Source organism: Microbacterium capsulatum (assembly GCF_030865425.1).
GTDB classification, from domain to species: Bacteria; Actinomycetota; Actinomycetes; order Actinomycetales; family Microbacteriaceae; genus Microbacterium; species Microbacterium capsulatum.
This window is the reverse complement of sequence record NZ_JAVFCB010000002.1, coordinates 1-24,027: the sequence shown is the minus strand read 5'-3', so window position 1 is coordinate 24,027 and position 24,027 is coordinate 1. Positions and strand designations below refer to the sequence as shown.

17 protein-coding genes and 3 rRNA genes are annotated in these 24,027 nt (G+C 67.4%); 1 reads left to right on the top strand and 19 read right to left on the bottom strand.

The window, feature by feature from the left end; genetic code table 11:
* Nucleotides 1–26: 26 nt before the first annotated feature.
* From RBR11_RS02995 to RBR11_RS02920, 16 genes are all read right to left on the bottom strand, one after another.
* Nucleotides 27–2,249: a glycoside hydrolase family 31 protein gene (locus tag RBR11_RS02995; RefSeq protein ID WP_308487821.1), complete on the bottom strand. Its 2,223-nt coding sequence runs from the start codon at nucleotides 2,247–2,249 to the stop codon at nucleotides 27–29.
* Complete coding sequence (locus RBR11_RS02990; RefSeq protein WP_308487820.1) at nucleotides 2,246–3,370, bottom strand: glycoside hydrolase family 15 protein; 1,125 nt, start codon at nucleotides 3,368–3,370, stop codon at nucleotides 2,246–2,248. Before RBR11_RS02990 ends, RBR11_RS02995 begins: the two co-directional genes overlap by 4 nt.
* Before the next feature lie 63 nt (nucleotides 3,371–3,433).
* On the bottom strand, nucleotides 3,434–4,678 hold the full coding sequence (locus tag RBR11_RS02985) for an ABC transporter substrate-binding protein (RefSeq protein ID WP_308487819.1): 1,245 nt from the start codon (nucleotides 4,676–4,678) through the stop codon (nucleotides 3,434–3,436).
* Between the two features lie 61 nt (nucleotides 4,679–4,739).
* A complete protein-coding gene (locus RBR11_RS02980) occupies nucleotides 4,740–5,567 on the bottom strand; it encodes a carbohydrate ABC transporter permease (protein WP_308487818.1) in 828 nt (275 codons plus the stop codon).
* Nucleotides 5,560–6,465, bottom strand: coding sequence for a carbohydrate ABC transporter permease (locus RBR11_RS02975; RefSeq protein WP_308487817.1), 906 nt, complete (start codon nucleotides 6,463–6,465; stop codon nucleotides 5,560–5,562). The genes RBR11_RS02980 and RBR11_RS02975 overlap by 8 nt, the downstream gene beginning before the upstream one ends.
* On the bottom strand, nucleotides 6,462–7,676 hold the full coding sequence (locus RBR11_RS02970; RefSeq protein WP_308487816.1) for an ROK family protein: 1,215 nt from the start codon (nucleotides 7,674–7,676) through the stop codon (nucleotides 6,462–6,464). Before RBR11_RS02970 ends, RBR11_RS02975 begins: the two co-directional genes overlap by 4 nt.
* 82 nt (nucleotides 7,677–7,758) lie before the next feature.
* Complete coding sequence (gene xerD / locus RBR11_RS02965) at nucleotides 7,759–8,661, bottom strand: site-specific tyrosine recombinase XerD (protein ID WP_308487815.1); 903 nt, start codon at nucleotides 8,659–8,661, stop codon at nucleotides 7,759–7,761.
* Between the two features lies 1 nt (nucleotide 8,662).
* Nucleotides 8,663–9,250 (bottom strand): NUDIX hydrolase, encoded by a 588-nt coding sequence (locus RBR11_RS02960; protein ID WP_308487814.1) that lies wholly within the window; start codon nucleotides 9,248–9,250, stop codon nucleotides 8,663–8,665.
* A 1-nt stretch (nucleotide 9,251) separates the two neighbouring features.
* Complete coding sequence (locus RBR11_RS02955; RefSeq protein ID WP_308488288.1) at nucleotides 9,252–10,937, bottom strand: CTP synthase; 1,686 nt, start codon at nucleotides 10,935–10,937, stop codon at nucleotides 9,252–9,254.
* A 17-nt stretch (nucleotides 10,938–10,954) separates the two neighbouring features.
* Nucleotides 10,955–11,851: a PfkB family carbohydrate kinase gene (locus RBR11_RS02950; protein WP_308487813.1), complete on the bottom strand. Its 897-nt coding sequence runs from the start codon at nucleotides 11,849–11,851 to the stop codon at nucleotides 10,955–10,957.
* A 6-nt stretch (nucleotides 11,852–11,857) separates the two neighbouring features.
* Nucleotides 11,858–13,543, bottom strand: a complete 1,686-nt coding sequence (gene recN / locus RBR11_RS02945) for a DNA repair protein RecN (protein WP_308487812.1) — start codon at nucleotides 13,541–13,543, stop codon at nucleotides 11,858–11,860.
* On the bottom strand, nucleotides 13,540–14,448 hold the full coding sequence (locus RBR11_RS02940; protein WP_308487811.1) for an NAD kinase: 909 nt from the start codon (nucleotides 14,446–14,448) through the stop codon (nucleotides 13,540–13,542). The genes recN and RBR11_RS02940 overlap by 4 nt, the downstream gene beginning before the upstream one ends.
* Nucleotides 14,445–15,245: a TlyA family RNA methyltransferase gene (locus RBR11_RS02935; protein WP_308487810.1), complete on the bottom strand. Its 801-nt coding sequence runs from the start codon at nucleotides 15,243–15,245 to the stop codon at nucleotides 14,445–14,447. The genes RBR11_RS02940 and RBR11_RS02935 overlap by 4 nt, the downstream gene beginning before the upstream one ends.
* A complete protein-coding gene (locus RBR11_RS02930) occupies nucleotides 15,242–15,448 on the bottom strand; it encodes a hypothetical protein (RefSeq protein ID WP_308487809.1) in 207 nt (68 codons plus the stop codon). Before RBR11_RS02930 ends, RBR11_RS02935 begins: the two co-directional genes overlap by 4 nt.
* 52 nt (nucleotides 15,449–15,500) lie before the next feature.
* Nucleotides 15,501–16,532, bottom strand: a complete 1,032-nt coding sequence (locus RBR11_RS02925) for an HAD-IIA family hydrolase (protein WP_308487808.1) — start codon at nucleotides 16,530–16,532, stop codon at nucleotides 15,501–15,503.
* Complete coding sequence (locus RBR11_RS02920; RefSeq protein ID WP_308487807.1) at nucleotides 16,529–17,158, bottom strand: hypothetical protein; 630 nt, start codon at nucleotides 17,156–17,158, stop codon at nucleotides 16,529–16,531. The genes RBR11_RS02925 and RBR11_RS02920 overlap by 4 nt, the downstream gene beginning before the upstream one ends.
* A gap of 69 nt (nucleotides 17,159–17,227) precedes the next feature.
* Between RBR11_RS02920 and RBR11_RS02915 the strand changes: the two genes are divergently transcribed.
* Complete coding sequence (locus tag RBR11_RS02915; RefSeq protein WP_308487806.1) at nucleotides 17,228–18,160, top strand: hypothetical protein; 933 nt, start codon at nucleotides 17,228–17,230, stop codon at nucleotides 18,158–18,160.
* 45 nt (nucleotides 18,161–18,205) lie between these two features.
* Here the strand turns inward: RBR11_RS02915 and rrf are convergent.
* From rrf to RBR11_RS02900, 3 genes are all read right to left on the bottom strand, one after another.
* Nucleotides 18,206–18,322: ribosomal RNA gene (rrf, locus tag RBR11_RS02910) — 5S ribosomal RNA — on the bottom strand.
* A 101-nt stretch (nucleotides 18,323–18,423) separates the two neighbouring features.
* Nucleotides 18,424–21,529 (bottom strand): 23S ribosomal RNA (locus tag RBR11_RS02905).
* A gap of 398 nt (nucleotides 21,530–21,927) precedes the next feature.
* Nucleotides 21,928–23,450: ribosomal RNA gene (locus tag RBR11_RS02900) — 16S ribosomal RNA — on the bottom strand.
* The 16S, 23S and 5S rRNA genes sit together here, the layout of an rRNA operon.
* Between the last annotated feature and the right edge of the window lie 577 nt (nucleotides 23,451–24,027).

The window sequence follows — 24,027 nt, the reverse complement described above, 5'->3', positions numbered from 1 at the left end:
TCCTGGCCGAGCGGACCGTCGCGGCGTCAGCGCAGCGCCTCGCTCACCGTCGCGCCCTCGCGGACGAACACGGGGATCGACTCGATCGGGGTCTCGACGGAGACCCGCCCTCCCCCGGTGTGCACCGTCCCGGTGCGCACCTCGAGCCACGACCCGACGGGCAGCAGCAGGTCGATCTTCTCGACCCCCGGCTCGAGCACCGGCACGACGAGGATGTCGTCGCCGAGCAGCCAGGAGAGCGGAGCGTCCCACACCTCGGCATTCTGCGGCGCATCGAAGAAGAGCGGCCGCATGAGGGGCCGGTCCGTCCTCACCGCCTCGCGCGCCGCGACGGACAGATACGGCACGAGCTTCTCGCGAAGCTCCACGGCGGCGCGCACCAGGGGCAGGACCCGGTCGTCTCCGGTCCGCTCGGCGATGTTCCACGGGGTGCGGTCGCGCGACGGCGACCTGTGATGGTTGAACTCCGAGTGATACTGCATGATCGGCACGAACACCGACGCCTGCATCGCCCGGATGTACAACTCAGCGTCCGGGATCTCGCCCGAGAAGCCGGCGATGTCCCACCCCCAGTACACGATGCCCGACGCTGCGGCGTTCAGACCGGCGATCATCGACCATCGGAACGCCTCCCACGTCGAGTTCTCGTCCCCCGCCCAGAACGCGCCGTGCGCCTGGGATCCGGTGAATCCGGCACGGCTGAACGTCACCGGGGCGCGCCCCGCGGACTCGAGCAGATCACCGTACGCCTTCGCGTACGCGACCGGGAACGTGTTGTTCTTCTCATCGCCACGCCGACCGTCCAGATACACCAGCTCACGACCCCAGGCATGCTCGCCGCCGTCGGTCTTGAATCCGTCCACGCCGACCTCCTCGACGAGGTAGCGGCGCTTCTCGGTCCACCATGCCGCGGCGCGGGGGTCGGTGAGATCCGGCATGAGCGACAGCGGGAACCACCAGCCGCGGTTGCGATACGGCCTCAGGCGCCCACGCGGATCGGGCTCCCGGATCAGCACATCCGCCTCGATCGCACCCCGTGCATCGGCGGCCAGCTGCCCCTGAGGGTGCGGGCGCATCTTGATGAGCGGGATCTGCCAGAGGTGCAGCCGGATGTCGCGCGCGTGCAGCTCGTCCGCCATGCCCTTGGGGTCCGGCCAGGCGCCGTCGGCCGGGAAGGTGAAGTCGGCGAGACGGTGCGGCGCGCCGTCCTCCGTGATCTCGTACCGGGCGTCGCGGAACGCGGTGAAGGTGCGCTCGTCGCTCCAGGCCTCGATGACGACGGATCCCACCGGGATGCCGTACTCCCGGTGCAGGTTCATCTGCCGCATGACCTCGGCCTGAGTGTTCCACTCGTTGCCGCTGGCCCAGAGCCGGAAGACCCAGTCCGGCAACTCGGTCGCCCGGCCGACGCCGTCGAGGAAGGCACCCAGCACGGCGGTCGGGTCGCCGTCGAAGAAGCGGACGACGATCCGGCCGTCCGGGCCGATCTCGGCCTCGACCGCGAGCACGCCCTCGGGGGTCGCGCCGACGTCGTACCAGGTGCGCCGGGTGGTGTCGACGTGGAAGCCCCACCCCGATCCGCCCACCACGTGCGCGAACGGCATGGGCAGGTAGGTCTTGCGCTCCGCGCCCTGGCTCTTGTACTGCTCGAACACGACGGCGTCCAGTTCCGTGCCGCGCTGATCGATCCGGTCATAGCGTTCGCCGAACCCGGCGACGCGCTCCCCTTCCTCCAGACGCAGCCCGAACCGCACCCGCCATGCGCGCTCCCCGTCGTGAAGCACCTCGGCGACGTCCGCGGTGAGCCGGGACGCGCCGTGCACGACGAGCGCATCCGGCGCCGCGATCCACCGGGCCGCACAGAACTCGTGCCAGGCCGTACGCTCCTCGGATCCGTCCTCCCGGGACGCGACGAAACGGTATCTGTACGCGCCGCCGTCGCGCAGATCGTCGATGCGGACGCTCCAGCCGCCCTGGCTGCGTGCGAGCCTGCCTGCCGCCGAGGCCAAGTGCCCGCCGTCGACCGTGCGACCGCGCGAGGTCTGCGCGACCCTCGCCAGCGGGATCTCCTGTACGTCCGTTTCCCCGCCGTCGGGGCGGAATTCGAGGTCGCAGCGCACCGCGATCGCTCGCGCGTCGGCCCGCACACCGAGCACGACGTGTTGACCGACCTCGGGAACGACCGGCGATCGTTGTTCCGTGTCGACCGAGTAGGGGTGGCCGGAACCGTGAGGCCTGTGACGGATCATCGCGCGTCTCCTTCCAGCTCGGCGCCGAGACGGAGGAACATCGCGTGGCTCCACAGCAGCGGGGTCGCCACGCTCCCCCAGCGGTCGATCCACTCCTGCCGCATGCCGGGGGCCAGCAGGTGCCCGTCGACCTGCTCGGGCAGTTCGAGGGCATCGGTCGCGGTCGAGGCCGCCCACAGCCACAGCTCTCTCGCCCGCGCGGCGTTCCCGGCTCGGTGATGAGCAAGCCCGAGGAAGCAGCTCAGCAGCGGCCACCGGCCGCCGCCGAAGAAGGTGTCGCCGAGGTAGCGGTGGGTGCCGCCGTCGACGGTGAGGTGCCGGTCGAGCACGTCCAGGGTGCGTGCCCCGATGTCCGACGCGGGGTCGACCAGCCCGAACGGCGCGAGCGCGGATGCCAGCGATGCATCGACCGCCGTGCTGCCGAGCCACTTCGCGAGATGCCCTTCGTGGACGCCCTCGACACGGATCCGCTCCGCGATCGCGTCGATCGCCGTCCGGGCCTCGCGCGCCCGGACGCCGTCGATCGCCGCCATTCCGAGAGCCGCGCGGAGTCCGGCCGAGATGGCGGCGAGGGTCGACCCGTGCACGTGCTGCGAATGCTCCTCCCACCAGTCGTAACAGGGCCGCTGCCAGGAAGAGGTGAGGTAATCGACGGTCAGCTCGACGGCCTCGCGCCATCGGGCGGAGTCCTGCGGAGCGCGCTCCAGATGCGCGCCGAGAGCCCAGATCCATGTGCCGTAGCCGTCGAGCTGGAAGTCCCACCAGTCGTCGCCCCCCTCGCCGCCGGCGAACGTGAAGCGGGTCGGGAGCATCTCGCCGTCGGGGGTCGGAGTGCCCGCATGCGCGCGCGCGACGACCTCTTCGATCTGCGCGCGACGTGCGGTGATCACCCGGGCGCACCAGTCGAAGAAGCGCTCCGCCGAGGCGGCCTCGCCGACCGCCGACATGCCGTCGGCGATGAAGGCCCCATCGCGGAGCCAGGAGTAGCCCACGTAGGCGGAGAAGCGGGGGCTGGCGGGATACGCCCCTTCCTCGGTCTGCAGGTCGTTGATGAGCCGGACGCTCTCCACGGCGAGCGCGCGCAGGCGCTCTTCGGAGACGATGACAGGATTCGCGATCACGGGATGCTTTCGTGTGTCGGGAGCGGAGCGGCCGTGACGAGCGGCCGCTCCGCTCCGATGGTCTTACCGGGCGAGGAGTCCGTCGACGGTCTTCGCGAGGGCGGGGATCGCGTCGGCAGCCTTCTGTCGGCCGGCAGCGATCTCGCCGAGAGCGTTCGAGACCGCGTCCTGGATCTGCTGCGCGTTCGGGCCGAGGATCGGGTTCAGCGCAACCTTCTCGAGCGAGTCGAACACGGCCGGGCGATTCGCCGGCGGAGTCTGACTGAGGTACGGCTTCAGCGCGGCCTCATCCGACACCGCGGGCAGCTCCCAACCGGCGTCGAGGCGGGTCTGCACCATCTCCTTGGACGTGGTCAGGAACTCGGCGAACTTCTGCGCCGCCGCGGCGTGCTTCGAGCTCGCGGAGACGACCGCGGCGTTGGAGAACATCGCGCTGGCATGGCTGGTGTCCCCCGGCTCGACCGCGACGTCCCAGTTGAAGGGGAGCTTGCCGAGCGTGCTGAACATCCAGATCCCGCTGTGCCACATCGCGAGCTTGCCGCTCTTGAACAAGTTCGTGTCGAAGTCCGCGGTGCCGGCGCCGTCCGCCGCGGTCGGCATGGTCTTTCCGGACTTGCCCGCCAGCCACTCGGCCGCGGCGATGCCCTGCGGCGAGTTGAACGCGCTCTTCTTGCCGTCCTTCGACAGGAAGCTGCCGCCGGCCTGCGCGACCGCCTTGTAGTACTCGAAGTAGCTCACCGGCTGGTAGTCGCCCCAGACGCCGGCCGCGGTCAGCTTCTGCGCGGCGGCCTGCTCGTCCTTCCACGTCCAGTTCGCGGTCGGCACGGCGACGCCGGCCTTGTCGAACAGGTCCTTGTTGTAGAACAGCACGACGTCGGAGAACGAGGTGGGCAGACCGTACTGCTTCCCGTCGACGGCATAGGTGTCGAGCACGCTCTTGCGGTAGGCGGCGCTCTTGACGTCCTTCAGCTGGGCGAGCACGCCCTGATCGGCGTAGGTGTGGAACGAGCCGGCGTCCACGTCGAACACGTCGGCCTGGGTGCCGGCCGAGAGGTCGGTCTGCAGCTTGGTGAAGTAGTTCGCGTAGTCGGTGGTGGTGATCTTGACCGTGATGTCGGGGTTCGCCTTGTGGAACGCGTCGACGATCGCCTGCAGGTTCTTCTCGTTGCCTCCGTTGGCGATGAAGTTCGAGTAGGTGATGGTGACCTTTCCGCTGTCGGCGGCTGCGCTGCCGGACGACGAGCAGCCGGAGAGCACGAGGGCGCCGACGGCGAGCGCCGCTCCGGCCGCGAGCAGGGACTTCTTCATGTTTCGCTCCTTGTGATGGATCGGGGTGTTCGGGATTCGGGAGGAGATCGATCCGGGCGGGCTATTTCAGTCCCGCGCCGGCCACGCCCTGCACGATGTACTTCTGCGCGAAGACGTAGAGGGCGAGCATGGGGAGGATGCTGACGACGGATCCCGCCATCAGCACGTCCCACTGCGTCGAGTGCTGCCCCTGCAGGCTGGTGAGCGCCACGGGGAGGGTCTGCATGGTCGGATCGCGCAGGATGATCAGCGGCCAGAGGAAGCTGTTCCACGTGTTCAGGAACCCGAACACGGCGACAGTCGCGAGGGCCGGGCGCACGAGAGGCAGCACGATCTGGACGAAGATCCGCAGGTGACCGGCGCCGTCCAGCGTCGCGGCCTGGTCCAGATCCGTCGGCACCGACGCCATCGACTGGCGGAGCAGGAACACTCCGAAAGCACTGGCGATCGTGGGCAGGATCACGCCCGGGTACGAATTGATCAGGCCGAGGCTCTTCATCTCCGCGAACAGCGGGGCGATGAGCACCTGGAACGGGATCATCATCGTCGCGAGATACAGCAGGAAGACGGCCCCGCGGCCGCGGAACGGCATCCGGGAGAACACGTAGGCCGCCATCGCGCTCGTGATCACCTGCAGCGCGGTGCTGATGACCGCGATCAGCACCGAATTGCCGATCGCCATAGTGAAGTTCGCGCCGGTGAAGAGCGTGACGTACGGCGACAGCGAGGGATGCTCCGGGACGAGCGTCGGCGTCGATGTCAGGCTTGCGCCGGGCGAGATCGAGGTGACCAGCGTCCACACGAACGGGAACAGCATCGTCAACGCGCCGAGCACCATGACGGCCCACAGGATCGCCATCCTGACGCGCGCTGCGGAGGACTCACGCATAGTGCACCCAGCGTTTCTGGCCGAGGAACTGGACGAGGGTGACGAGCAGGATCACGGCGAAAAGGATCCAGCTGAGCGCGGATGCCATTCCGGCCTGCCCGTATCGAAAGGTGAGGTCGTAGACCTGCTGGACCACCACCCGGCTGGAATCGTTGGGGCCGCCGGCCGTGAGCACGTACACCTGGTCGAAGACCTGGAATCCGTTGATCAGACCGAGGATCACCACGAAGAACGTGGAGGGGGAGAGCATCGGAAGAGTCACGCTGAACAGGCGCCGCCACCATCCCGCGCCGTCCAGGGCTGCGGCTTCGTACAGATCCGGGTTCACTGCCTGGAGCCCCGCGAGCAGGATCACCATGGTGAACCCGACGTCCTTCCACGCCGAGGCGAGGATGACTGACGGAATCGACCAGGCCGGATCCGCCCACCACCCCGGCCCGTGGATCCCGAAGAAGGCGAGCGCCGCGTTGACGGCGCCGTTGCCCGGGCTCAGCAGCCAGCGCCAGACGAGTGCGACCACCACCCAGCTCGTGATGACAGGGAGGAAGTAGAGACCGCGCAGCAGCGCGCGCCCCTTCATCCTCGAGTTCAGGGCGAGCGCGATCGCGAGACCGCCGACATAGGTCAGCGGCAGTACACCGAGGATGTAGAGCAGCGTGTGCAGGAATACGGCCCCGGTCTTCGGGTCGGTGAAGAGGTGCGCGTAGTTGTCCAGCCCGACCCAGGTCATCGGGCCGATCAGATTCCATCGGTGAAAACTCGCCCACAGTGCGGACAGCATGGGGGCGATCGAGAAGGCCACCAGCGGCACCAGGCTGGGCAGCAGGAACAGGGCGATCACACCGTAGTACCTGAGCCCGCGCCGCGTGCGACGGCGGGTGGCGGCCGCACTGGTCACGCGTGGGTCCCGGTTGACTCGACGAGACGCTCCCTGACCAGGCGCCCCTGCTCGCCGGCGACGCCGTCGGCGTCGAACGGCGTCGCCAGCACGAGCGCCGCCGCTCCGAGGGCCCAGCGCTCGTCCGCCCAGTCCTCGACATGGATCGGAATCCCCCGCTTGCCGGGCACGAGTGCGCCACGGACGGCGAGCTCGAACGAGGGCGCCCAATGCGCCCAGGCCCGAACGCCCTCGCCGTGGACGACGACGAGCTCCGGGTCGAGCACGTTCATCACGCCCGCGAGCGCCCGGCCGAGTTCGCGCCCGGCGTTGGCGAAGATCTCCTTGGCGTCCGCGTCGCCGGCATCGGCGAGAGCCCGCACCTCGTCGATCGCCTCCTCGTCGCTGATGAGCCGGATCGACCGGGCGTCGTTGACGAGCGCGTTCTGGCCGATCACGGCTTCGAGACAGCCCCGATTGCCGCACTGGCACAGCGGACCTCCCTCGCGCACCGGCACGTGGCCGAAGTCGCCCGCACCGCCTGCACGCCCGCGGACAAGCGCCCCCTCGGCGATGATCCCCGCCCCGACGCCGTCGCCGATCGTGACGATCAGGGCGTCGCGTACGCCCTGCGCTTCGCCGAACAGCTTGTCCGCGATCGCGAGGGCGTTGACGTTGTTCTCCAGAACGACGGGCAGGCCGAGCGCACGGCGCAGCAGGCCTCCGAGAGCGACCTGATTCCAGCCGAGCTGCGTGGAATCGACCACGCCCTCGTCCTGGTGGGCGATGGATCCGGGGAGCCCGACGCCCACTCCGAGGACGAGGGCGTCGGGAGCGCCGTCGCGGATGAACCCTGCGATCAGGTCGCCGAGCACCGCCATGGCGATAGGCGTGCGCGCGTCGAAGGGCACGGAGCTGGAACGGCGCACGGATCCGTCGATCCGAGCCTCGACCAGGGCGACATGATCGGGTGCGATCTTCACACCCACGGCCGACAGCCCGGTGGACACGAGGCCGAGCATTCTCGCGGGGCGGCCCCCGCGGCTCGTGGACTCGGACAGCTCCTCGAGAAGGCCGTCCGCGAGAAGGTCGCGGGTGAGCTGGGTGATGAGCGGCGGGGACACCTGGAGGCTGCGGGCGAGGTCGGCACGGGACGCCGGACCGTGCACGCCGAGGTGGGCGAGGATCGCCGTGCGGTTGACGTCGGCCGAGGGCCGGGATGCGTTCGCCACTTCACTCCTTTGTTAAGTCGTGAATTAAGGTTAGAACACACCTCAGCGAGCGTCAAGACCTGATCGCGCCGGAGCGGCCGACTCAGCGGGCGCGCGGGTGCGCGGTGACGTACACGTCGCGGAGGGTGTCGACCGAGACGTGCGTGTAGATCTGCGTCGTGGCGACCGAGGCATGGCCGAGGAGCTCCTGCACCACCCGCACGTCGGCGCCGCCCTGCAGCAGATGCGTCGCGAAGGAGTGCCGCAGGGTGTGCGGGGAGATCTCCGCCGTGATGTCGGCCCGCTCGGCGGCGGCGCGGATGACGAGCCAGGCGCTCTGCCGGCTGAGCGGCGCACCGCGAGCGCCGAGGAACAGCCTGGCCGAGGCCCTCCCCTTCGCGGCGAGCGCGGGGCGCACGCGCGTGAGGTAGGCGTCCACCGCGGCGCGGGCGAAGGATCCGACCGGCACGATACGCTCCTTGGATCCCTTGCCGCGCAGCCGCAGCACGTCGCCGTGCGCGAGGTCGTCGACGTCGAGCGAGATCGCCTCGGAGACGCGCGCACCGGTCGCGTAGAGCAGTTCGAGCAGCGCGCGATCCCTGATGCCGAGCGGCTCGTCCGCGGACGGTGCGGCGAGCAGCCGCTCGACCTGGTCGATGGTCAGCGCCTTGGGCAGTCGCCGGGCCTGCTTGGGCGGGCGCAGCCGGGAGCTCGGATCCGCCTCCGCGATGCCCTCGCGGGCGAGGAAGCGATGCCAGCCGCGCACCGAGGACTGCAGCCGGGCGAGGCTCGACGCCGCCGGCGGCGGGTCGGCCGAGGCGCGCTCGGCCGCGAAGTCGGCGACGATCTCGGGCGTGATCTCCTCGGTCGCGGCGATCCCCCGCTCGCCGAGCCAGTGCAGGTAGCCGTCGAGGTCGCGCCGGTACGCGGCGAGGGTGTGCTCGGCGAGACCGCGCTCGATCGTCACATGCCGGAGGTACGCGTCGAGAGCGCGGTCGAGCTGCACGCTACGCCCCGCGCCGGCGCCGTTCGGCCGCCAGGCAACTTCTCTCAGCCGCAAGAATGGCGAACGCGAGGATGCCGTTGCGCATGCGCCCCTCGGCGACCGCGTCCGCAGCCTCCGAGAGCGGCACCCAGGCGAGCCGGATGTCGGCCTCCTCGTCCTCGCGGGCGAAGGTCTCGTCCGCCGCACTCAGCCCGGTCGCCAGGTACACGTGGATGAGCTCGGAGTTGCTGCCCGGGGTCGAGTAGATCGCGCCCAGCGGCTCCCAGTCCGCCGCGACGAGATCCGCCTCCTCGGCGAGCTCGCGGCGCCCCGCGTCCCGGGGGTCCTCCCCCTCCACGTCGAGCAGCCCTGCGGGCAGCTCCCAGTCGCGGACGCGGATCGGGTGCCGGTACTGCTGGATCAGCAGCACACGCCCGTCCTCGTCCATCGCGACCACGGCCACCGCGCCGGGGTGCGCGATGTACTGGCGCACGATCTCGCCGTCGCCGTAGCGCACCCGGTCCTCGAGGACGCCCCACACCGAACCGCGGTACACCTCGGCGCTCGAGAGCACCTCGGGCGCGAACGGCTCGTCGCGGAGTTGCGCCATCTCAGTCCTCGTCGTCGAACAGCTCGCTCGAGCGGTGCCGCTCGATCGAGGCGCCGACGAGCCCCCGGAACAGCGGGTGCGGATCGGTCGGGCGCGAGCGCAGCTCGGGGTGGGCCTGGGTCGCGATGTAGAACGGGTGCACGTCGCGCGGCAGCTCCACGTACTCGACGAGGTCGAGCTCGGGGTTCAGTCCGGAGAACACCAGACCGGCGTCGGCGAGACGGCCGCGGTACGCGTTGTTCACCTCGTAGCGGTGGCGGTGCCGTTCGGACGCCTCGTTCGCGCCGTACAGCTCGGCCGCGAGCGAGTCCGCGCCGAGCGCCGCCTTGTACAGGCCGAGCCGCATGGTGCCGCCGAGGTCGCCACCGTCGAGGATCTCGACCTGTTCCGCCATGGTCGCGATGACCGGCTCGGCGGTGTCGGGGTCGAACTCGCTGGACGAGGCGCCGTCGATGCCGGCGACATGGCGGGCGTACTCGATGACCATGCACTGCAGGCCGAGGCAGAGGCCGAGCGCGGGGATCCCCTGCTCGCGCGCGAAGCGGAGCGCGCCGAGCTTGCCCTCGATGCCGCGGATGCCGAAGCCGCCGGGCACGCAGATGCCGTCGACGTCGGCGAGGGCCTTGGCGGCGCCCTCCGGCGTCTCGCAGGAGTCGGACGGGATCCAGCGGATCTTCACGGCGGCCTCGTGGGCGAAGCCGCCGGCCTTGAGGGCCTCCGTCACGGAGAGGTAGGCGTCGGGCAGGTCGATGTACTTGCCGACGAGGCCGATCACGACCTCGTGACGCGGGTTGTGCACGGCCTGCAGAACCTTCTGCCAGCGCGACCAGTCCACGTCCGTGGCCTTGCCGAGGCCGAGCGCCTCGACGATGTAGTCGTCCAGGCCCTGGTCGTGCAGCATGGTCGGGATGTCGTAGATGCTCGGCACGTCGACGGCGTTGACGACGGCGTCCTCGTCGACGTCGCACATGAGCGCGATCTTGCGCTTGTTCGAGTCGGTGACGGGCCGGTCGCTGCGCAGCACGAGCGCGTCCGGCTGGATGCCGATCGAGCGCAGCGCCGCGACGGAGTGCTGAGTCGGCTTGGTCTTCTGCTCGCCGGACGCCCCCATGAACGGCACGAGGGAGACGTGCACGAAGAACACGTTCTTGCGGCCGAGCTCGTGGCGGATCTGCCGCGCCGACTCGATGAACGGCTGCGACTCGATGTCGCCGACCGTGCCGCCGATCTCGGTGATGATCACGTCGGGCTTGGGCGTCTCGTCGGCCTGCAGGCGCATGCGGCGCTTGATCTCGTCGGTGATGTGCGGGATGACCTGCACGGTGTCGCCGAGGTACTCGCCGCGGCGCTCCTTGGCGATGACCTGCGAGTAGATCTGGCCGGTGGTGACGTTGGCGGCCTGGCTCAGCTCGATGTCGAGGAAGCGCTCGTAGTGGCCGATGTCGAGATCGGTCTCCGCGCCGTCATCGGTGACGAACACCTCGCCGTGCTGGAACGGGTTCATCGTGCCCGGGTCGACGTTCAGATACGGGTCGAGCTTCTGCATCACGACGCGCAGTCCGCGGGCGGTCAGCAGGTTGCCGAGGCTGGCCGCGGTCAGGCCCTTGCCCAACGAGGAAACGACACCGCCCGTCACGAAGATGTGCTTGGTGGTGTCGTTGTCTGTCCGCGCGGCTGAAGTCTGCATCACGGGCTTTTATCCTATCAGTCGAGAACGGCGGAGAGCTCGGAGGAGCGCGGCGGGTTGGCCCCGGATCGCGACACGGTGATCGAGGCCGAGGCCAGCGCGGTGTCGAGAGCGGCCTCGACGAGGGCGGGCGGAACGGGCTCTCCCGCGACGAGCAGGCGGTCCGTGCCGTCGCGGAGCAGGGCGAACAGCAGGCCCGACATGAACGCGTCGCCGGCGCCGATCGTGTCGGCGACGAGGACGGCGCGCGCCGGGCGCTCGTACCAGGCGCCGTCGACGAGGGCGAGGCAGCCGTCGCCGCCGCGGGTCACGACCGCGAACCGCACGCCGCGCGCGGCGAGCTGCGGCAGGATCTCGCGAAGCTCCTCGCCCGGGTGCAGCCAGAGCGCGTCCTCGTCGCTCAGCTTGACGACGTGGCATTCGCGGGCGAGCGCGCCGGTGCGCTCGCGCGCGCCCTCGCCCATGACGTCCGCGCGGATGTTCGGGTCGAAACTGCGCAGAGTGCCCGGATCCGTGTCATGGAACGCCGCCCGGACGGCCTCCGCCTCCTCGGCGCGCAGGGCGCCGATCGACCCGGTGTGCACGAGCTGCAGCCCCTGCAGGGGCGGGACCGCGATGGTCCCGCCGAGGTCGAACGTGTAGCTCGCCCTGCCGTCGTCGTCGACCGTGGCCGTGGCGGTCCAGGTCTCCCCTTCCGCGAGGGAGGCGTCGCCGAGCTCCACCCCCGAGGCGGCGAGGTGGGTGCGGATCAGGTCGCCGTGCGGATCCCGTCCGATCCGGGTGTGCAGGATCGCGGGCTCGCCGAGGCGGGCGAGCCCGACGGCGACGTTGAGCGGCGAGCCGCCCGGATGAGCGTCTCCGCCGTCGACGAGGTCGACGAGCGCCTCGCCGACGACCGCGGTCCCGCGCAGCACGGGGCCTCAGCCCTCTCGCAGTGCCAGCAGCTCGCGGGCGTGCTCCAGGGCAGCGCCGGAGTCGGTGAGCCCGGACAGCAGCCGGGCCATCTCGGCCTCGCGGTCCTCGCCGTCCAGACGCCGCACGCTCGAGGCGGTGACCTGGCCGTCGTTCGCCTTCACGACGCTGAGGTGGTTGTTCGCGAACGCCGCGACCTGCGCGAGGTGCGTCACGGCGATCACCTGCGAGGAACGGGCGAGCCGGGCGAGGCGCCGGCCGACCTCGATCGCGGCGGCACCGCCGATGCCGGCGTCCACCTCGTCGAACACGAACGTCGGGACCGGATCGGTGCCGGCGATGACGACCTCGATCGCGAGCATGACCCGCGACAGCTCTCCCCCGGAGGCACTCTTGGCGACCGAGCGCGGCTCGGCCCCGGGGTGCGGCGCGAGCAGGATCGCGACGTCGTCGCGGCCGTGTGCGCTCTCGGACCCGGCTGTCACCGCCACTTCCAGGCGCGCGTCGGGCATCGCGAGGGCGTGCAGCTCCTCGGTGACCGCGGCGCCGAGGCGGACGGCGGCCTCGGTGCGGGCGGCGGTCAGGGTCGCCGCCGCGTCGTCCAGCACGGCCCGGGCGGCGTCGCGCTCGGCCGTCAGCCGCTCGATCCGGTCGGTGTCGTCGTCGAGCTCGGCGAGCCGCGCCGAACCCGTGTTCCAGAGCTCCAGTGCCGCGTCGAGAGAGCCGTGCGCGCGCACCAGGGCGGCCAGGGCCGAGCGGCGCTCCTCGACCGCGGCGAGCTCGTGCGGCCCGGTGTCGTCGAGGTCGGCGAGATAGCCGGACAGCTGCCCCGCGATGTCGGTGGCGCGATAGCCGAGCTCGGCGATGCTCTCCGCGATCGCGGTCAGCTCCGAGTCGTGCACGCGCTCGAGCGCGCGGCGCGCGGTGGCCAAGAGGGCCGAGATGTCGTCCCCGCCGTCCTCGTCCGAGAACGCCGCATGCGCGACCGCGGCGGCCTGACGCAGCTCCTCGGCGTTCGCGAGGCGCTCGGCGCGCTCGGTCAGCGCCTCGTCCTCCCCCGGCTGCGGATCCGTCGCCTCGATGAGCGCGAGCGCCGCACGCAGGTCGTCGGCCTCGGCGCGGCGCCGATCCTGGTTCCCGGTGATGTCCTCGACCTCGGCGGACAGGGCGCGCCAGCGCTCCCACGCCGTCTCATAGGCGGTGCGGGCGTCCAGGATCCGTGCCCCGCCGAAGCGGTCCAGGGCGTGACGCTGCGCGGCGGCCGAGCGCAGGCGCAGCTGCTCGGACTGGCCGTGCACGACCACGAGTTCGTCGGCGAGGTCCGCAAGCACGCCGGCCGGGGCCGCACGGCCGCCGACGCTCGCCCGGCTGCGGCCCTCCGCGGTCAGCGTGCGCGAGACGTACAGCTCGCCGCGCTCGTCGTCGTAGGGTTCGAGCTCGCCACCGGCGTCCGCGACGGTCTCGGCCACGGATCCCGAGCTCGGCACGATCCAGACGCCCGCGACCGAGGCCTGTGCCGCCCCCGCCCGCACGGCGCCGGAGTCGGCCCGGGCGCCGAGGAGCAGCCCGAGCCCGGTCACGACCATGGTCTTGCCCGCACCGGTCTCACCCGTGATGGCGGTGAAGCCGGGGCCGATCGGGAGCACCGCCTCGGCGATCACGCCGAGGTCGCGCAGCCGCATCTCCTCGATCACGAGTCCGCCCCCCGCCAGCCCGAGACCGGCAGATGGAACTTGCGCACCAGCCGGTCGGTGAACACGCTGGGGTGCAGTCGCGCGAGGCGCACGGGGCGCGAGGAGCGGCGCACCACGACCCGGGCTCCGCGCGGCAGGTCGTGCGAGCGGCGTCCGTCGCACCAGAGCATCGCATTGCCGTCGGTGCGGTCGAGCAGCTCGATCGCGACGGGGGCGCCGGGAGCCACGACGAGCGGGCGGGCGAACAGCGCGTGCGCGGAGAGCGGCACGACGGCGATCGCCTCGACGCCGGGCCAGATGACCGGACCGCCGGCGGAGAAGTTGTAGGCGGTGGCGCCGGTGGGCGTGGAGACCACCATGCCGTCGCAGCCGAAGCTCGTGAGCGGGCGCCCGTCGATCTCGACGACGACCTCGATCATGCGCTCTCTGCTGGCCTTCTCCACGGTCGCCTCGTTGAGTGCCCAGGTGCTGTAGACGACGCGGCCGTCGGTGTCCTTCACCCGTACCGCGAGCGCCATGCGCTCCTCGACAGAGTAGTCGCGGTCGATGACGCGTGCGACGGCGGCGTCCATGTCGTCGCGTTCGATCTCGGCGAGGAAGCCGACGTGGCCCATGTTGATCCCGAGGATCGGGGCGGTCCCGTCGCGGACGAGCTCGGCCGCGCGCAGGATCGTGCCGTCGCCGCCGAGGACGATGGCGAGCTCGATGGCATCGACCGGGACGTCCGCGCCGAGCACGGCGACGTCCTCGAAGAACGGATCCGCCGAGGTGAGCTCGTGCCGGTCCTCCGTGGCGAGCACGGGCGTCGCGCCTGCGGCGCGCAGGGCGGTGACGACCCGGTACGCGGCCCGCACGGTGTCGCCGCGGTGCGCGTGCGCCACGACGAGGATGCTGCGCTCGTTCATCGGCCTCCTGCCATCCGGTCGATCGTGCTCAACCATTCTGTCGGATTGCTCCCCCGCCCGCGGGCGATGTGCACAAGGTATTCGGCGTTGCCGTGCGTGCCGAGAATCGGCGACGGAAGCAGCCCGAGCACGCCGAATCCGGCGTCCCACGCGCTCCACAGGGTGCGGGCGACGGCGTCGGCGCGGACGGTCGGGTTCGTCACCAGTCCGCCGCGCACGGCGGTGCGGCCGACCTCGAACTGCGGCTTGATGAGCAGCACGACATCGGCGTCGTCCGCGGCGGTCGCGGCGATCGCGGGGACGACGAGCGCGAGCGAGATGAAGGAGAGGTCACCGACGACGAGGCCGGGGCGGTCCGCCTCCCCCGTCGCCGCGGCGAGCGAGGCGGCGTCCATGTGCCGCACGTTGAAGCCCTCGACCGCGACGACACCCGGATCCTCGCGCACGACGGCCGCGAGCTGGTCGTGCCCGACGTCCACCGCGAGCACCCGGCGTGCACCGCGCTCGCGGAGCACCTGGGTGAAGCCGCCGGTGGAGGCGCCCATGTCGAGCGCGAGCCGGCCCGCCGGATCGATCCCGAATCCGTCCAGCGCGGCGATGAGCTTGTGCGCGCCGCGGCTCACGTAGTGGTCGGCCCCGGCGACCTCGAGCAGGTCGTCGGCGGAGACCTTGGTCGAGGCCTTGATCACCCCGGCCCCGTTCACGGTGACGAGGCCGGCGTCGATGAGCGAAGCCGCGTGCGTGCGCGACCGGGCGAGGCCGCGTTCGGCGAGGGCCGCGTCGAGACGGGCCGTCATCCGCGGTCGGAACCCGGACGGGGCGCGGCCGGATCGCGCGGCGCGCTCTCCAGCCGCCGCGCGAGGTCGTCGTGCAGCGCGGAGTACGCACCGGCGCGGGAGTCCAGGGGCTGGCCCTCGATCAGGCGCAGCCGGCTCCACAGTCCGTCGGCGGGCTCCGTCGCGCTGCCGGCGGGCACCGTGCTCTCGCTGTTGTCGCTCACCACTCCACCCTACGGCGGGCGGATGACGTTCCGGTGGACCGGCTCGGGCGCGCTACGGGCGGTGGAACGGATCCGCGTACAGCCGCTCCGGCACGCGGAACCCGAAGATCTGCCGTCCGGTGCGCCAGATCGCCTCGGCGCCGGCGCGGACCAGGTCGATCGGCCGGTCGCCTTCGCTGAGGATGATCACGTCCGGCCCGTCGATGCGCACCGAGGCGCCGCGGACCGTGACCGTGTCGCCCTTGACCCGCGTCTGCGGGTAGGGCTCGTGCAGCTCGCGCAGGTCGCCGAGGATGTAGGTCGGACGTGAGCCGTCGGGCGCCGCGAGCACGTGCTTGGGGCGGTCGATGCCGGTGAGCACGAGCACCGAGTCGATGCCGGCCCGGTGGGCGCCGGCGATGTCGGTGTCGAGCCGGTCGCCGATGAACAGCGGCTTGCGCGCGCCGAACCGGGCGACCGCCTCCTCGAAGATCGGCGTCTCGGGCTTGCCTGCGACCGTCGCGAGACGTCCGACCGCAGTGTGCACGGCGGACACGAGCGTGCCGTTGCCCGGCGCGATCCCGCGGGCCTGCGGGATCGTCCAGTCGTTGTTCGTCGCGATCCAGGGGATCCCGCCCTCGTCCTCCGGAATCTGCAGAGCGTAGGCCGCTTCGGCGAGGTCGGTCCAGGCGACCTCGGGCGCGAAGCCCTGGACGACCGCGGCGGGGGCGTCGTCGGCGCTGCGCGTGACCCGGAACCCGGCCTTCTGCGCCTCGTCCACGAGTCCTTCTCCCCCGACGACGAGGATCGTCGAACCCGCGGGGACGAGTCCGCCGAGCAGGCGCATCGCTGCCTGCGGACTGGTGATGACCTCGTCGGGCGCCACCCGCAGTCCGAGATCGGTCAGGTGCGCCGCGACGGACGCGTCGGTGCGCGCGGCGTTGTTCGTGATGTACCCGAGGCGGCGGGTCCGTTCGACCTGCTGCAGGCTCTCGATCGCGTACGGGATCGCCCCGGGGCCGGCGTAGACCACGCCGTCGAGATCCGCGAGCACCACATCCACGTCGGTGAGCGGTATGGCCCGCTCACGGGAGAACAGACTCACTCGGTGGGCTCCTCGGCATCCGCGAGGTCTTCCGGCTCCTCGGGACGGTCTTCCGGCTCGTCGGCGGGGAGATCCTCGTAGACGTCCTCGATGATCACCTCGTCGTCCTCGCCGTGGCCGAGCGCGGCGGATGCGACATCGGCGCGCTCCTGCCAGTAGGCGGCCTCCTCGGTGCGACCGAGGTCTTCGAGCACAGCCGCACGGGCCGAGAAGAGCGCAGGGCTCCACTCGAACGCGACGTCGGGGTTCAGCTCGGGGATCTCCAGCTCGCCGAGGGCGAGTTCGGTCTCACCGCGGTCCAGGCGCGCGCCGGACATCGCGATCGCAAGCGCGACCCGGGTCGCGGTGGGCAGGGCCGCGCGGTCGACGGCGCGGGCCTCCTCGAGGGCGCGGTCCGGTCGCCCCATGCCGCGCTCGCTGTCGACGATGAGGGCGATCTGGTCGTCGCGGCCGGAGATGCGCCGGTAGGTGCGCAGCTCGCGCAGGGCGAGGGCGAAGTCGCCCATCGCATAGGCGGTGATGGCGACGGACTCGCGCACGACCGCGACACGGCCAGCACGGCGCGAGGCCGCGAGCGCGTGCTCGTGCGCCAGGGCCGGATCCGTGTCGATGAGCTGGGCGGCCATGGCAAGGTGACGCGCGACGTACTCGGCGTTCTCCTTGCTCAGCGTCTTCAGCTCATTACGCGCGGACGGATGCAGGTCGCGAGCGGTGACGTCGTCGGGGAGCTCCGGATCGCGGGGCCGATCGCCCGCGCGCATCTCCCGGCGCGGACGCGAGTCGGTACGGAAGGGACGGTCGCCGTCACGGCGGGGACGGTCGTCGCTGCTCCGGTACGGGCGGTCGCCGTCCTTACGGAACGGACGGTCGCCGTCACGGCGGGGATGGTCATCATCGCTGCGGTACGAGCGGTCGCCGTCCTTGCGGAACGGACGGTCCCCGTCACGATGGGGACGGTCGTCATTGCTGCGGTAGGGGCGGTCGCCGTCCTTACGGAACGGGCGGTCAGCATCACGGCGAGGGCGGTCGTCGTTGCTGCGGTACGGACGGTCGCCGTCCCGGCGGGGACGGTCGTCGTTGCTGCGGTAGGGACGGTCGCCGTCCTTGCGGAACGGACGATCTCCGTCACGACGGGGACGGTCGTCATTACTCCGGTAGGGACGGTCGCCGTCCTTGCGGAACGGACGATCGCCGTCACGACGCGGACGGTCGTCGTTGCTGCGGTAGAGACGGTCGCCGTCACGACGGGGACGCTCGTCGTTGCTGCGGTAGGGTCGGTCCCCCTCCTTGCGGAACGGACGGTCGCCGTCACGACGGGGACGCTCGTCGTTGCTCCGGTACGGACGATCCCCCTCCTTGCGGAACGGACGGTCGCCGTCACGACGGGGACGCTCGTCGTTGCTCCGGCAGGGACGGTCGCCATCGCGGCGCGGACGATCGTCGTTCCCGCGGAACGGGCGGTCTCCGTCCCGACGAGGCCGGTCGGATCGGTCATTACCGCGGAAGGATCGCGAGGAGCGGTCGCCGTCGACGTAGCGACGCGGGCCCTGAGAGCCGTTGTTCCTGGGCGCCCTCGGGCGCCCCTCTTCCTCAGCCATGACATGACTCCTTCCGCAAAAGCATGTTAACGCAGAAAGGCCACCCGACAATGGGTGGCCTTTCTGGTAAAAGAAGTCCGGCGGTGTCCTACTCTCCCACAGGGTCCCCCCTGCAGTACCATCGGCGCTGTGAGGCTTAGCTTCCGGGTTCGGAATGTGACCGGGCGTTTCCCTCACGCTATGGCCGCCGAAACACTATTGACGTGTAACGACAAGACAAAACGATTGTGTTGTCGTGGTTGTCGACCGTACGTCGAGAACCACAAAGTGGACGCAAGCACCAGGAATGGTGTGTTATCAAGTCATCGGCTTATTAGTACCAGTCAGCTGCACACGTTGCCGTGCTTCCACATCTGGCCTATCAACCCAGTAGTCTGGCTGGGAGCCTCTCACCCGAAGGTATGGAAGTCTCATCTTGAGGCCGGCTTCCCGCTTAGATGCTTTCAGCGGTTATCCATCCCGAACGTAGCTAACCAGCGGTGCCCTTGGCAGGACAACTGGCACACCAGAGGTTCGTCCAACCCGGTCCTCTCGTACTAGGGTCAGATCCTCTCAAACTTCCTACGCGCGCAGCGGATAGGGACCGAACTGTCTCACGACGTTCTAAACCCAGCTCGCGTACCGCTTTAATGGGCGAACAGCCCAACCCTTGGGACCTACTCCAGCCCCAGGATGCGACGAGCCGACATCGAGGTGCCAAACCATGCCGTCGATATGGACTCTTGGGCAAGATCAGCCTGTTATCCCCGAGGTACCTTTTATCCGTTGAGCGACAGCGCTTCCACAAGCCACTGCCGGATCACTAGTCCCGACTTTCGTCCCTGCTCGACCTGTCAGTCTCACAGTCAAGCTCCCTTGTGCACTTACACTCGACACCTGATTGCCAACCAGGTTGAGGGAACCTTTGGGCGCCTCCGTTACATTTTGGGAGGCAACCGCCCCAGTTAAACTACCCACCAGGCACTGTCCCTGAACCGGATCACGGTTCGAAGTTAGATATCCAGAGTGACCAGAGTGGTATTTCAACAATGACTCCACGGTAACTGGCGTCACCGCTTCACAGTCTCCCACCTATCCTACACAAGCCACACCGAACACCAATACCAAGCTGTAGTAAAGGTCACGGGGTCTTTCCGTCCTGCTGCGCGTAACGAGCATCTTTACTCGTAATGCAATTTCGCCGAGTTCGCGGTTGAGACAGTTGGGAAGTCGTTACGCCATTCGTGCAGGTCGGAACTTACCCGACAAGGAATTTCGCTACCTTAGGATGGTTATAGTTACCACCGCCGTTTACTGGGGCTTAAATTCTCAGCTTCGCCTTGCGGCTAACCGGTCCTCTTAACCTTCCAGCACCGGGCAGGCGTCAGTCCGTATACATCGTCTTGCGACTTGGCACGGACCTGTGTTTTTAGTAAACAGTCGCTACCCACTAGTCTCTGCGGCCACCACGCCCTTTTCGGAGCAAGTCCGTATAAGCGGGTGGCCCCCCTTCTCCCGAAGTTACGGGGGCATTTTGCCGAGTTCCTTAACCACGATTCTCTCGATCTCCTTGGTATTCTCTACCTGACCACCTGAGTCGGTTTGGGGTACGGGCGGCTTGAACCTCGCGTCGATGCTTTTCTCGGCAGCATAGGATCACCCACTTTTTATCCGCATCGTGTCTCAGCCTGTGTGAACCGCGGATTTGCCTACGGTTCGGCCTACGCACTTGCACCAGGACAACCATCGCCTGGCTTGGGCTACCTTCCTGCGTCACACCTGTTAATACGCTAGCCGCACCAGCATAGGGTCACGTGCTCCCCAGCCCGGTGAACCCCGAAGGGTCCGATGGACTGGTTCGGACGTTTAGCATCACTGGATTGACTGGGGCGGTTCTTCGCCGGTACGGGAATATCAACCCGTTGTCCATCGACTACGCCTGTCGGCCTCGCCTTAGGTCCCGACTTACCCAGGGAAGATTAGCTTGACCCTGGAACCCTTGGTCTTCCGGAGGACGTGTTTCTCACACGTCTTTCGCTACTCATGCCTGCATTCTCACTCGTGTAGCGTCCACGGCTGGATCACTCCGCCGCTTCACTCGCCACACGACGCTCTCCTACCCATCAACACGGCTGGACCACGAAGGCCTACCATAAATGTCAATGCCACAACTTCGGTGGCGTGCTTGAGCCCCGTTACATTGTCGGCGCGGAATCACTTGACCAGTGAGCTATTACGCACTCTTTCAAGGGTGGCTGCTTCTAAGCCAACCTCCTGGTTGTCACAGCAACTCCACATCCTTTCCCACTTAGCACGCGCTTAGGGACCTTAGTTGGTGGTCTGGGTTGTTTCCCTCTCGACTATGAAGCTTATCCCCCACAGTCTCACTGCTGCGCTCTCACTTACCGGCATTCGGAGTTTGGCTGACGTCAGTAACCTTGTAGGGCCCATCGGCCATCCAGTAGCTCTACCTCCGGCAAGAAACACGCAACGCTGCACCTAAATGCATTTCGGAGAGAACCAGCTATCACGAAGTTTGATTGGCCTTTCACCCCTATCCACAGCTCATCCCCTCAGTTTTCAACCTAAGTGGGTTCGGCCCTCCACGACGTCTTACCGTCGCTTCAGCCTGGCCATGGATAGATCACTTCGCTTCGGGTCTAGGACACGCGACTGAATCGCCCTATTCAGACTCGCTTTCGCTACGGCTACCCCACACGGGTTAACCTCGCCACGTATCGCTAACTCGCAGGCTCATTCTTCAAAAGGCACGCTGTCACCCCTGCTAGGGAGGCTCCAACGGTTTGTAAGCAAACGGTTTCAGGTACTATTTCACTCCCCTCCCGGGGTACTTTTCACCTTTCCCTCACGGTACTTGTCCGCTATCGGTCATCTGGGAGTATTTAGGCTTATCAGGTGGTCCTGACAGATTCACACGGGATTTCTCGGGCCCCGTGCTACTTGGGATACTCTTCACGCCAAGACATGGCATTTCGGCTACGGGGTTGGCACCCTCTATGACCCGCCTTTCAATGCGGTTCGCCTATACCACCTTGTCACGTCGACCACTCGGCAGAATGATCAGAAAAGTCCCACAACCCCGGGCATGCAACGCCTGCCGGCTATCACACACACCCGGTTTAGCCTCATCCGCTTTCGCTCGCCACTACTCACGGAATCACATGTTGTTTTCTCTTCCTGTGGGTACTGAGATGTTTCACTTCCCCACGTTCCCTCTACCCGCCCTATATATTCAGGCGGGAGTCACTGGGTCGGCACGCCGCCCAGCGGGGTTTCCCCATTCGGACACCCTCGGATCAAAACTCGCTTATCAGTTCCCCGAGGCTTATCGCAGATTGCTACGTCCTTCTTCGGCTCCAGATGCCAAGGCATCCACCGTTTGCTCTTAAAGACTTGAAATCACATGAGTTCATCAAGAATCGAAAGCCGGACCGAAGTCCGACTCGAAATTGACTAATGATCTTTAAGATCATCTAACCGAGACGACCGAAATCGTCTCGAAGATGCTCGCGTCCACTGTGTAGTTCTCAAAGTACGGGCGGTCCTCGATCCCCACCAACACCCGTTGGCAGCGACAAGGCCAGAAGCACCGCATGTGTTCCCACATCCGGTCCCTCAGGACCCAACAGCGTGCAGGCACCAGCCCCGCCGGCCCCCGCGTTCCCACACCGAAGTGCGTACTAGCAGAAACCATTGGCTCTGATGCCATGTCAAATGTTCCACCCATGAGCTCCCAGCGAAGAACATTCGTCTTCGATCTGGGTTCTGGACACCCGGAGGTGTCAGATGCTCCTTAGAAAGGAGGTGATCCAGCCGCACCTTCCGGTACGGCTACCTTGTTACGACTTAGTCCTAATTACCGATCCCACCTTCGACGGCTCCCTCCACAAGGGTTAGGCCACCGGCTTCAGGTGTTACCGACTTTCATGACTTGACGGGCGGTGTGTACAAGACCCGGGAACGTATTCACCGCAGCGTTGCTGATCTGCGATTACTAGCGACTCCGACTTCATGTAGTCGAGTTGCAGACTACAATCCGAACTGGGACCGGCTTTTTGGGATTCGCTCCACCTCACGGTATTGCAGCCCTTTGTACCGGCCATTGTAGCATGCGTGAAGCCCAAGACATAAGGGGCATGATGATTTGACGTCATCCCCACCTTCCTCCGAGTTGACCCCGGCAGTATCCCATGAGTTCCCACCATTACGTGCTGGCAACATAGAACGAGGGTTGCGCTCGTTGCGGGACTTAACCCAACATCTCACGACACGAGCTGACGACAACCATGCACCACCTGTTCACGAGTGTCCAAAGAGTTGACCATTTCTGGCCCGTTCTCGTGTATGTCAAGCCTTGGTAAGGTTCTTCGCGTTGCATCGAATTAATCCGCATGCTCCGCCGCTTGTGCGGGTCCCCGTCAATTCCTTTGAGTTTTAGCCTTGCGGCCGTACTCCCCAGGCGGGGAACTTAATGCGTTAGCTGCGTCACGGAATCCGTGGAAAGGACCCCACAACTAGTTCCCAACGTTTACGGGGTGGACTACCAGGGTATCTAAGCCTGTTTGCTCCCCACCCTTTCGCTCCTCAGCGTCAGTTACGGCCCAGAGATCTGCCTTCGCCATCGGTGTTCCTCCTGATATCTGCGCATTCCACCGCTACACCAGGAATTCCAATCTCCCCTACCGCACTCTAGTCTGCCCGTACCCACTGCAGGCCCGAGGTTGAGCCTCGGGATTTCACAGCAGACGCGACAGACCGCCTACGAGCTCTTTACGCCCAATAATTCCGGATAACGCTTGCGCCCTACGTATTACCGCGGCTGCTGGCACGTAGTTAGCCGGCGCTTTTTCTGCAGGTACCGTCACTCTCGCTTCTTCCCTGCTAAAAGAGGTTTACAACCCGAAGGCCGTCATCCCTCACGCGGCGTTGCTGCATCAGGCTTCCGCCCATTGTGCAATATTCCCCACTGCTGCCTCCCGTAGGAGTCTGGGCCGTGTCTCAGTCCCAGTGTGGCCGGTCACCCTCTCAGGCCGGCTACCCGTCGACGCCTTGGTGAGCCATTACCTCACCAACAAGCTGATAGGCCGCGAGCCCATCCCCCACCAAAAAATCTTTCCAGCAACTGGCCATGCGGCCGTTGCTCGTATCCAGTATTAGACGCCGTTTCCAGCGCTTATCCCAGAGTGAGGGGCAGGTTGCTCACGTGTTACTCACCCGTTCGCCACTAATCCAAGGTGCAAGCACCCCTTCATCGTTCGACTTGCATGTGTTAAGCACGCCGCCAGCGTTCATCCTGAGCCAGGATCAAACTCTCCGTAAAGAAAAAATGCATACGAACCGGGGAAAAACCGGAACGCAGCGAGTTTGATGCTGACCAAAGAGACAAAATCAACTGACTTCATCCAATGCCAGCCCCCGGAAGGGCTGGTCTTTGATCCAAAGGAATTTCTCTACCAGCCCGAAGACTGGACGAGGAATAAATTGGCATTTGACAAGTGCACGCTGTTGAGTTCTCAAGGATCGGATGCTCCCAACCCCCCACCTACCCGGTGAGGCCCTTTGGGGCAACTTCTCTATCTTATCCGTCCCGCCCGGCCTGTCAAATCGACACGCCGTGAAGACCGGAACCAGATCCGTTTCCTCGTTTCCGAGGCAACTTCTCTAGCTTAGCCCTCCCAGCCGAACTGTCAAATCAACGACCCCGACGGACGGCCACCCACTCGAACGCACGCGTCCGACCCCCACCACCGGAAGAACCGACAGCAAGGAAACCAACCAGAACCCGGAAACACAAGGAAACCAGACCGAAGAAGGAGGGTGGTTGTTCGCCACTTGGGGAGTCAGGCCTTCCGGCCCTTCGCTCTACCGCTTGGGGCGAACAAGTAATAAGTTACGCG

What these genes read in the sequence shown, in the direction of transcription:
- RBR11_RS02995 (WP_308487821.1), bottom strand. Translation starts at nt 2,249, where the DNA reads ATGATCCGTCACAGGCCTCACGGTTCCGGCCACCCCTACTCGGTCGAC.
- RBR11_RS02985 (WP_308487819.1), bottom strand. Translation starts at nt 4,678, where the DNA reads ATGAAGAAGTCCCTGCTCGCGGCCGGAGCGGCGCTCGCCGTCGGCGCC.
- RBR11_RS02980 (WP_308487818.1), bottom strand. Translation starts at nt 5,567, where the DNA reads ATGCGTGAGTCCTCCGCAGCGCGCGTCAGGATGGCGATCCTGTGGGCC.
- RBR11_RS02960 (WP_308487814.1), bottom strand. Translation starts at nt 9,250, where the DNA reads ATGGCGCAACTCCGCGACGAGCCGTTCGCGCCCGAGGTGCTCTCGAGC.
- RBR11_RS02955 (WP_308488288.1), bottom strand. Translation starts at nt 10,937, where the DNA reads ATGCAGACTTCAGCCGCGCGGACAGACAACGACACCACCAAGCACATC.
- RBR11_RS02940 (WP_308487811.1), bottom strand. Translation starts at nt 14,448, where the DNA reads ATGAACGAGCGCAGCATCCTCGTCGTGGCGCACGCGCACCGCGGCGAC.
- RBR11_RS02935 (WP_308487810.1), bottom strand. Translation starts at nt 15,245, where the DNA reads ATGACGGCCCGTCTCGACGCGGCCCTCGCCGAACGCGGCCTCGCCCGG.
- RBR11_RS02920 (WP_308487807.1), bottom strand. Translation starts at nt 17,158, where the DNA reads ATGGCCGCCCAGCTCATCGACACGGATCCGGCCCTGGCGCACGAGCAC.
- RBR11_RS02915 (WP_308487806.1), top strand. Translation starts at nt 17,228, where the DNA reads ATGCAGGTCGCGAGCGGTGACGTCGTCGGGGAGCTCCGGATCGCGGGG.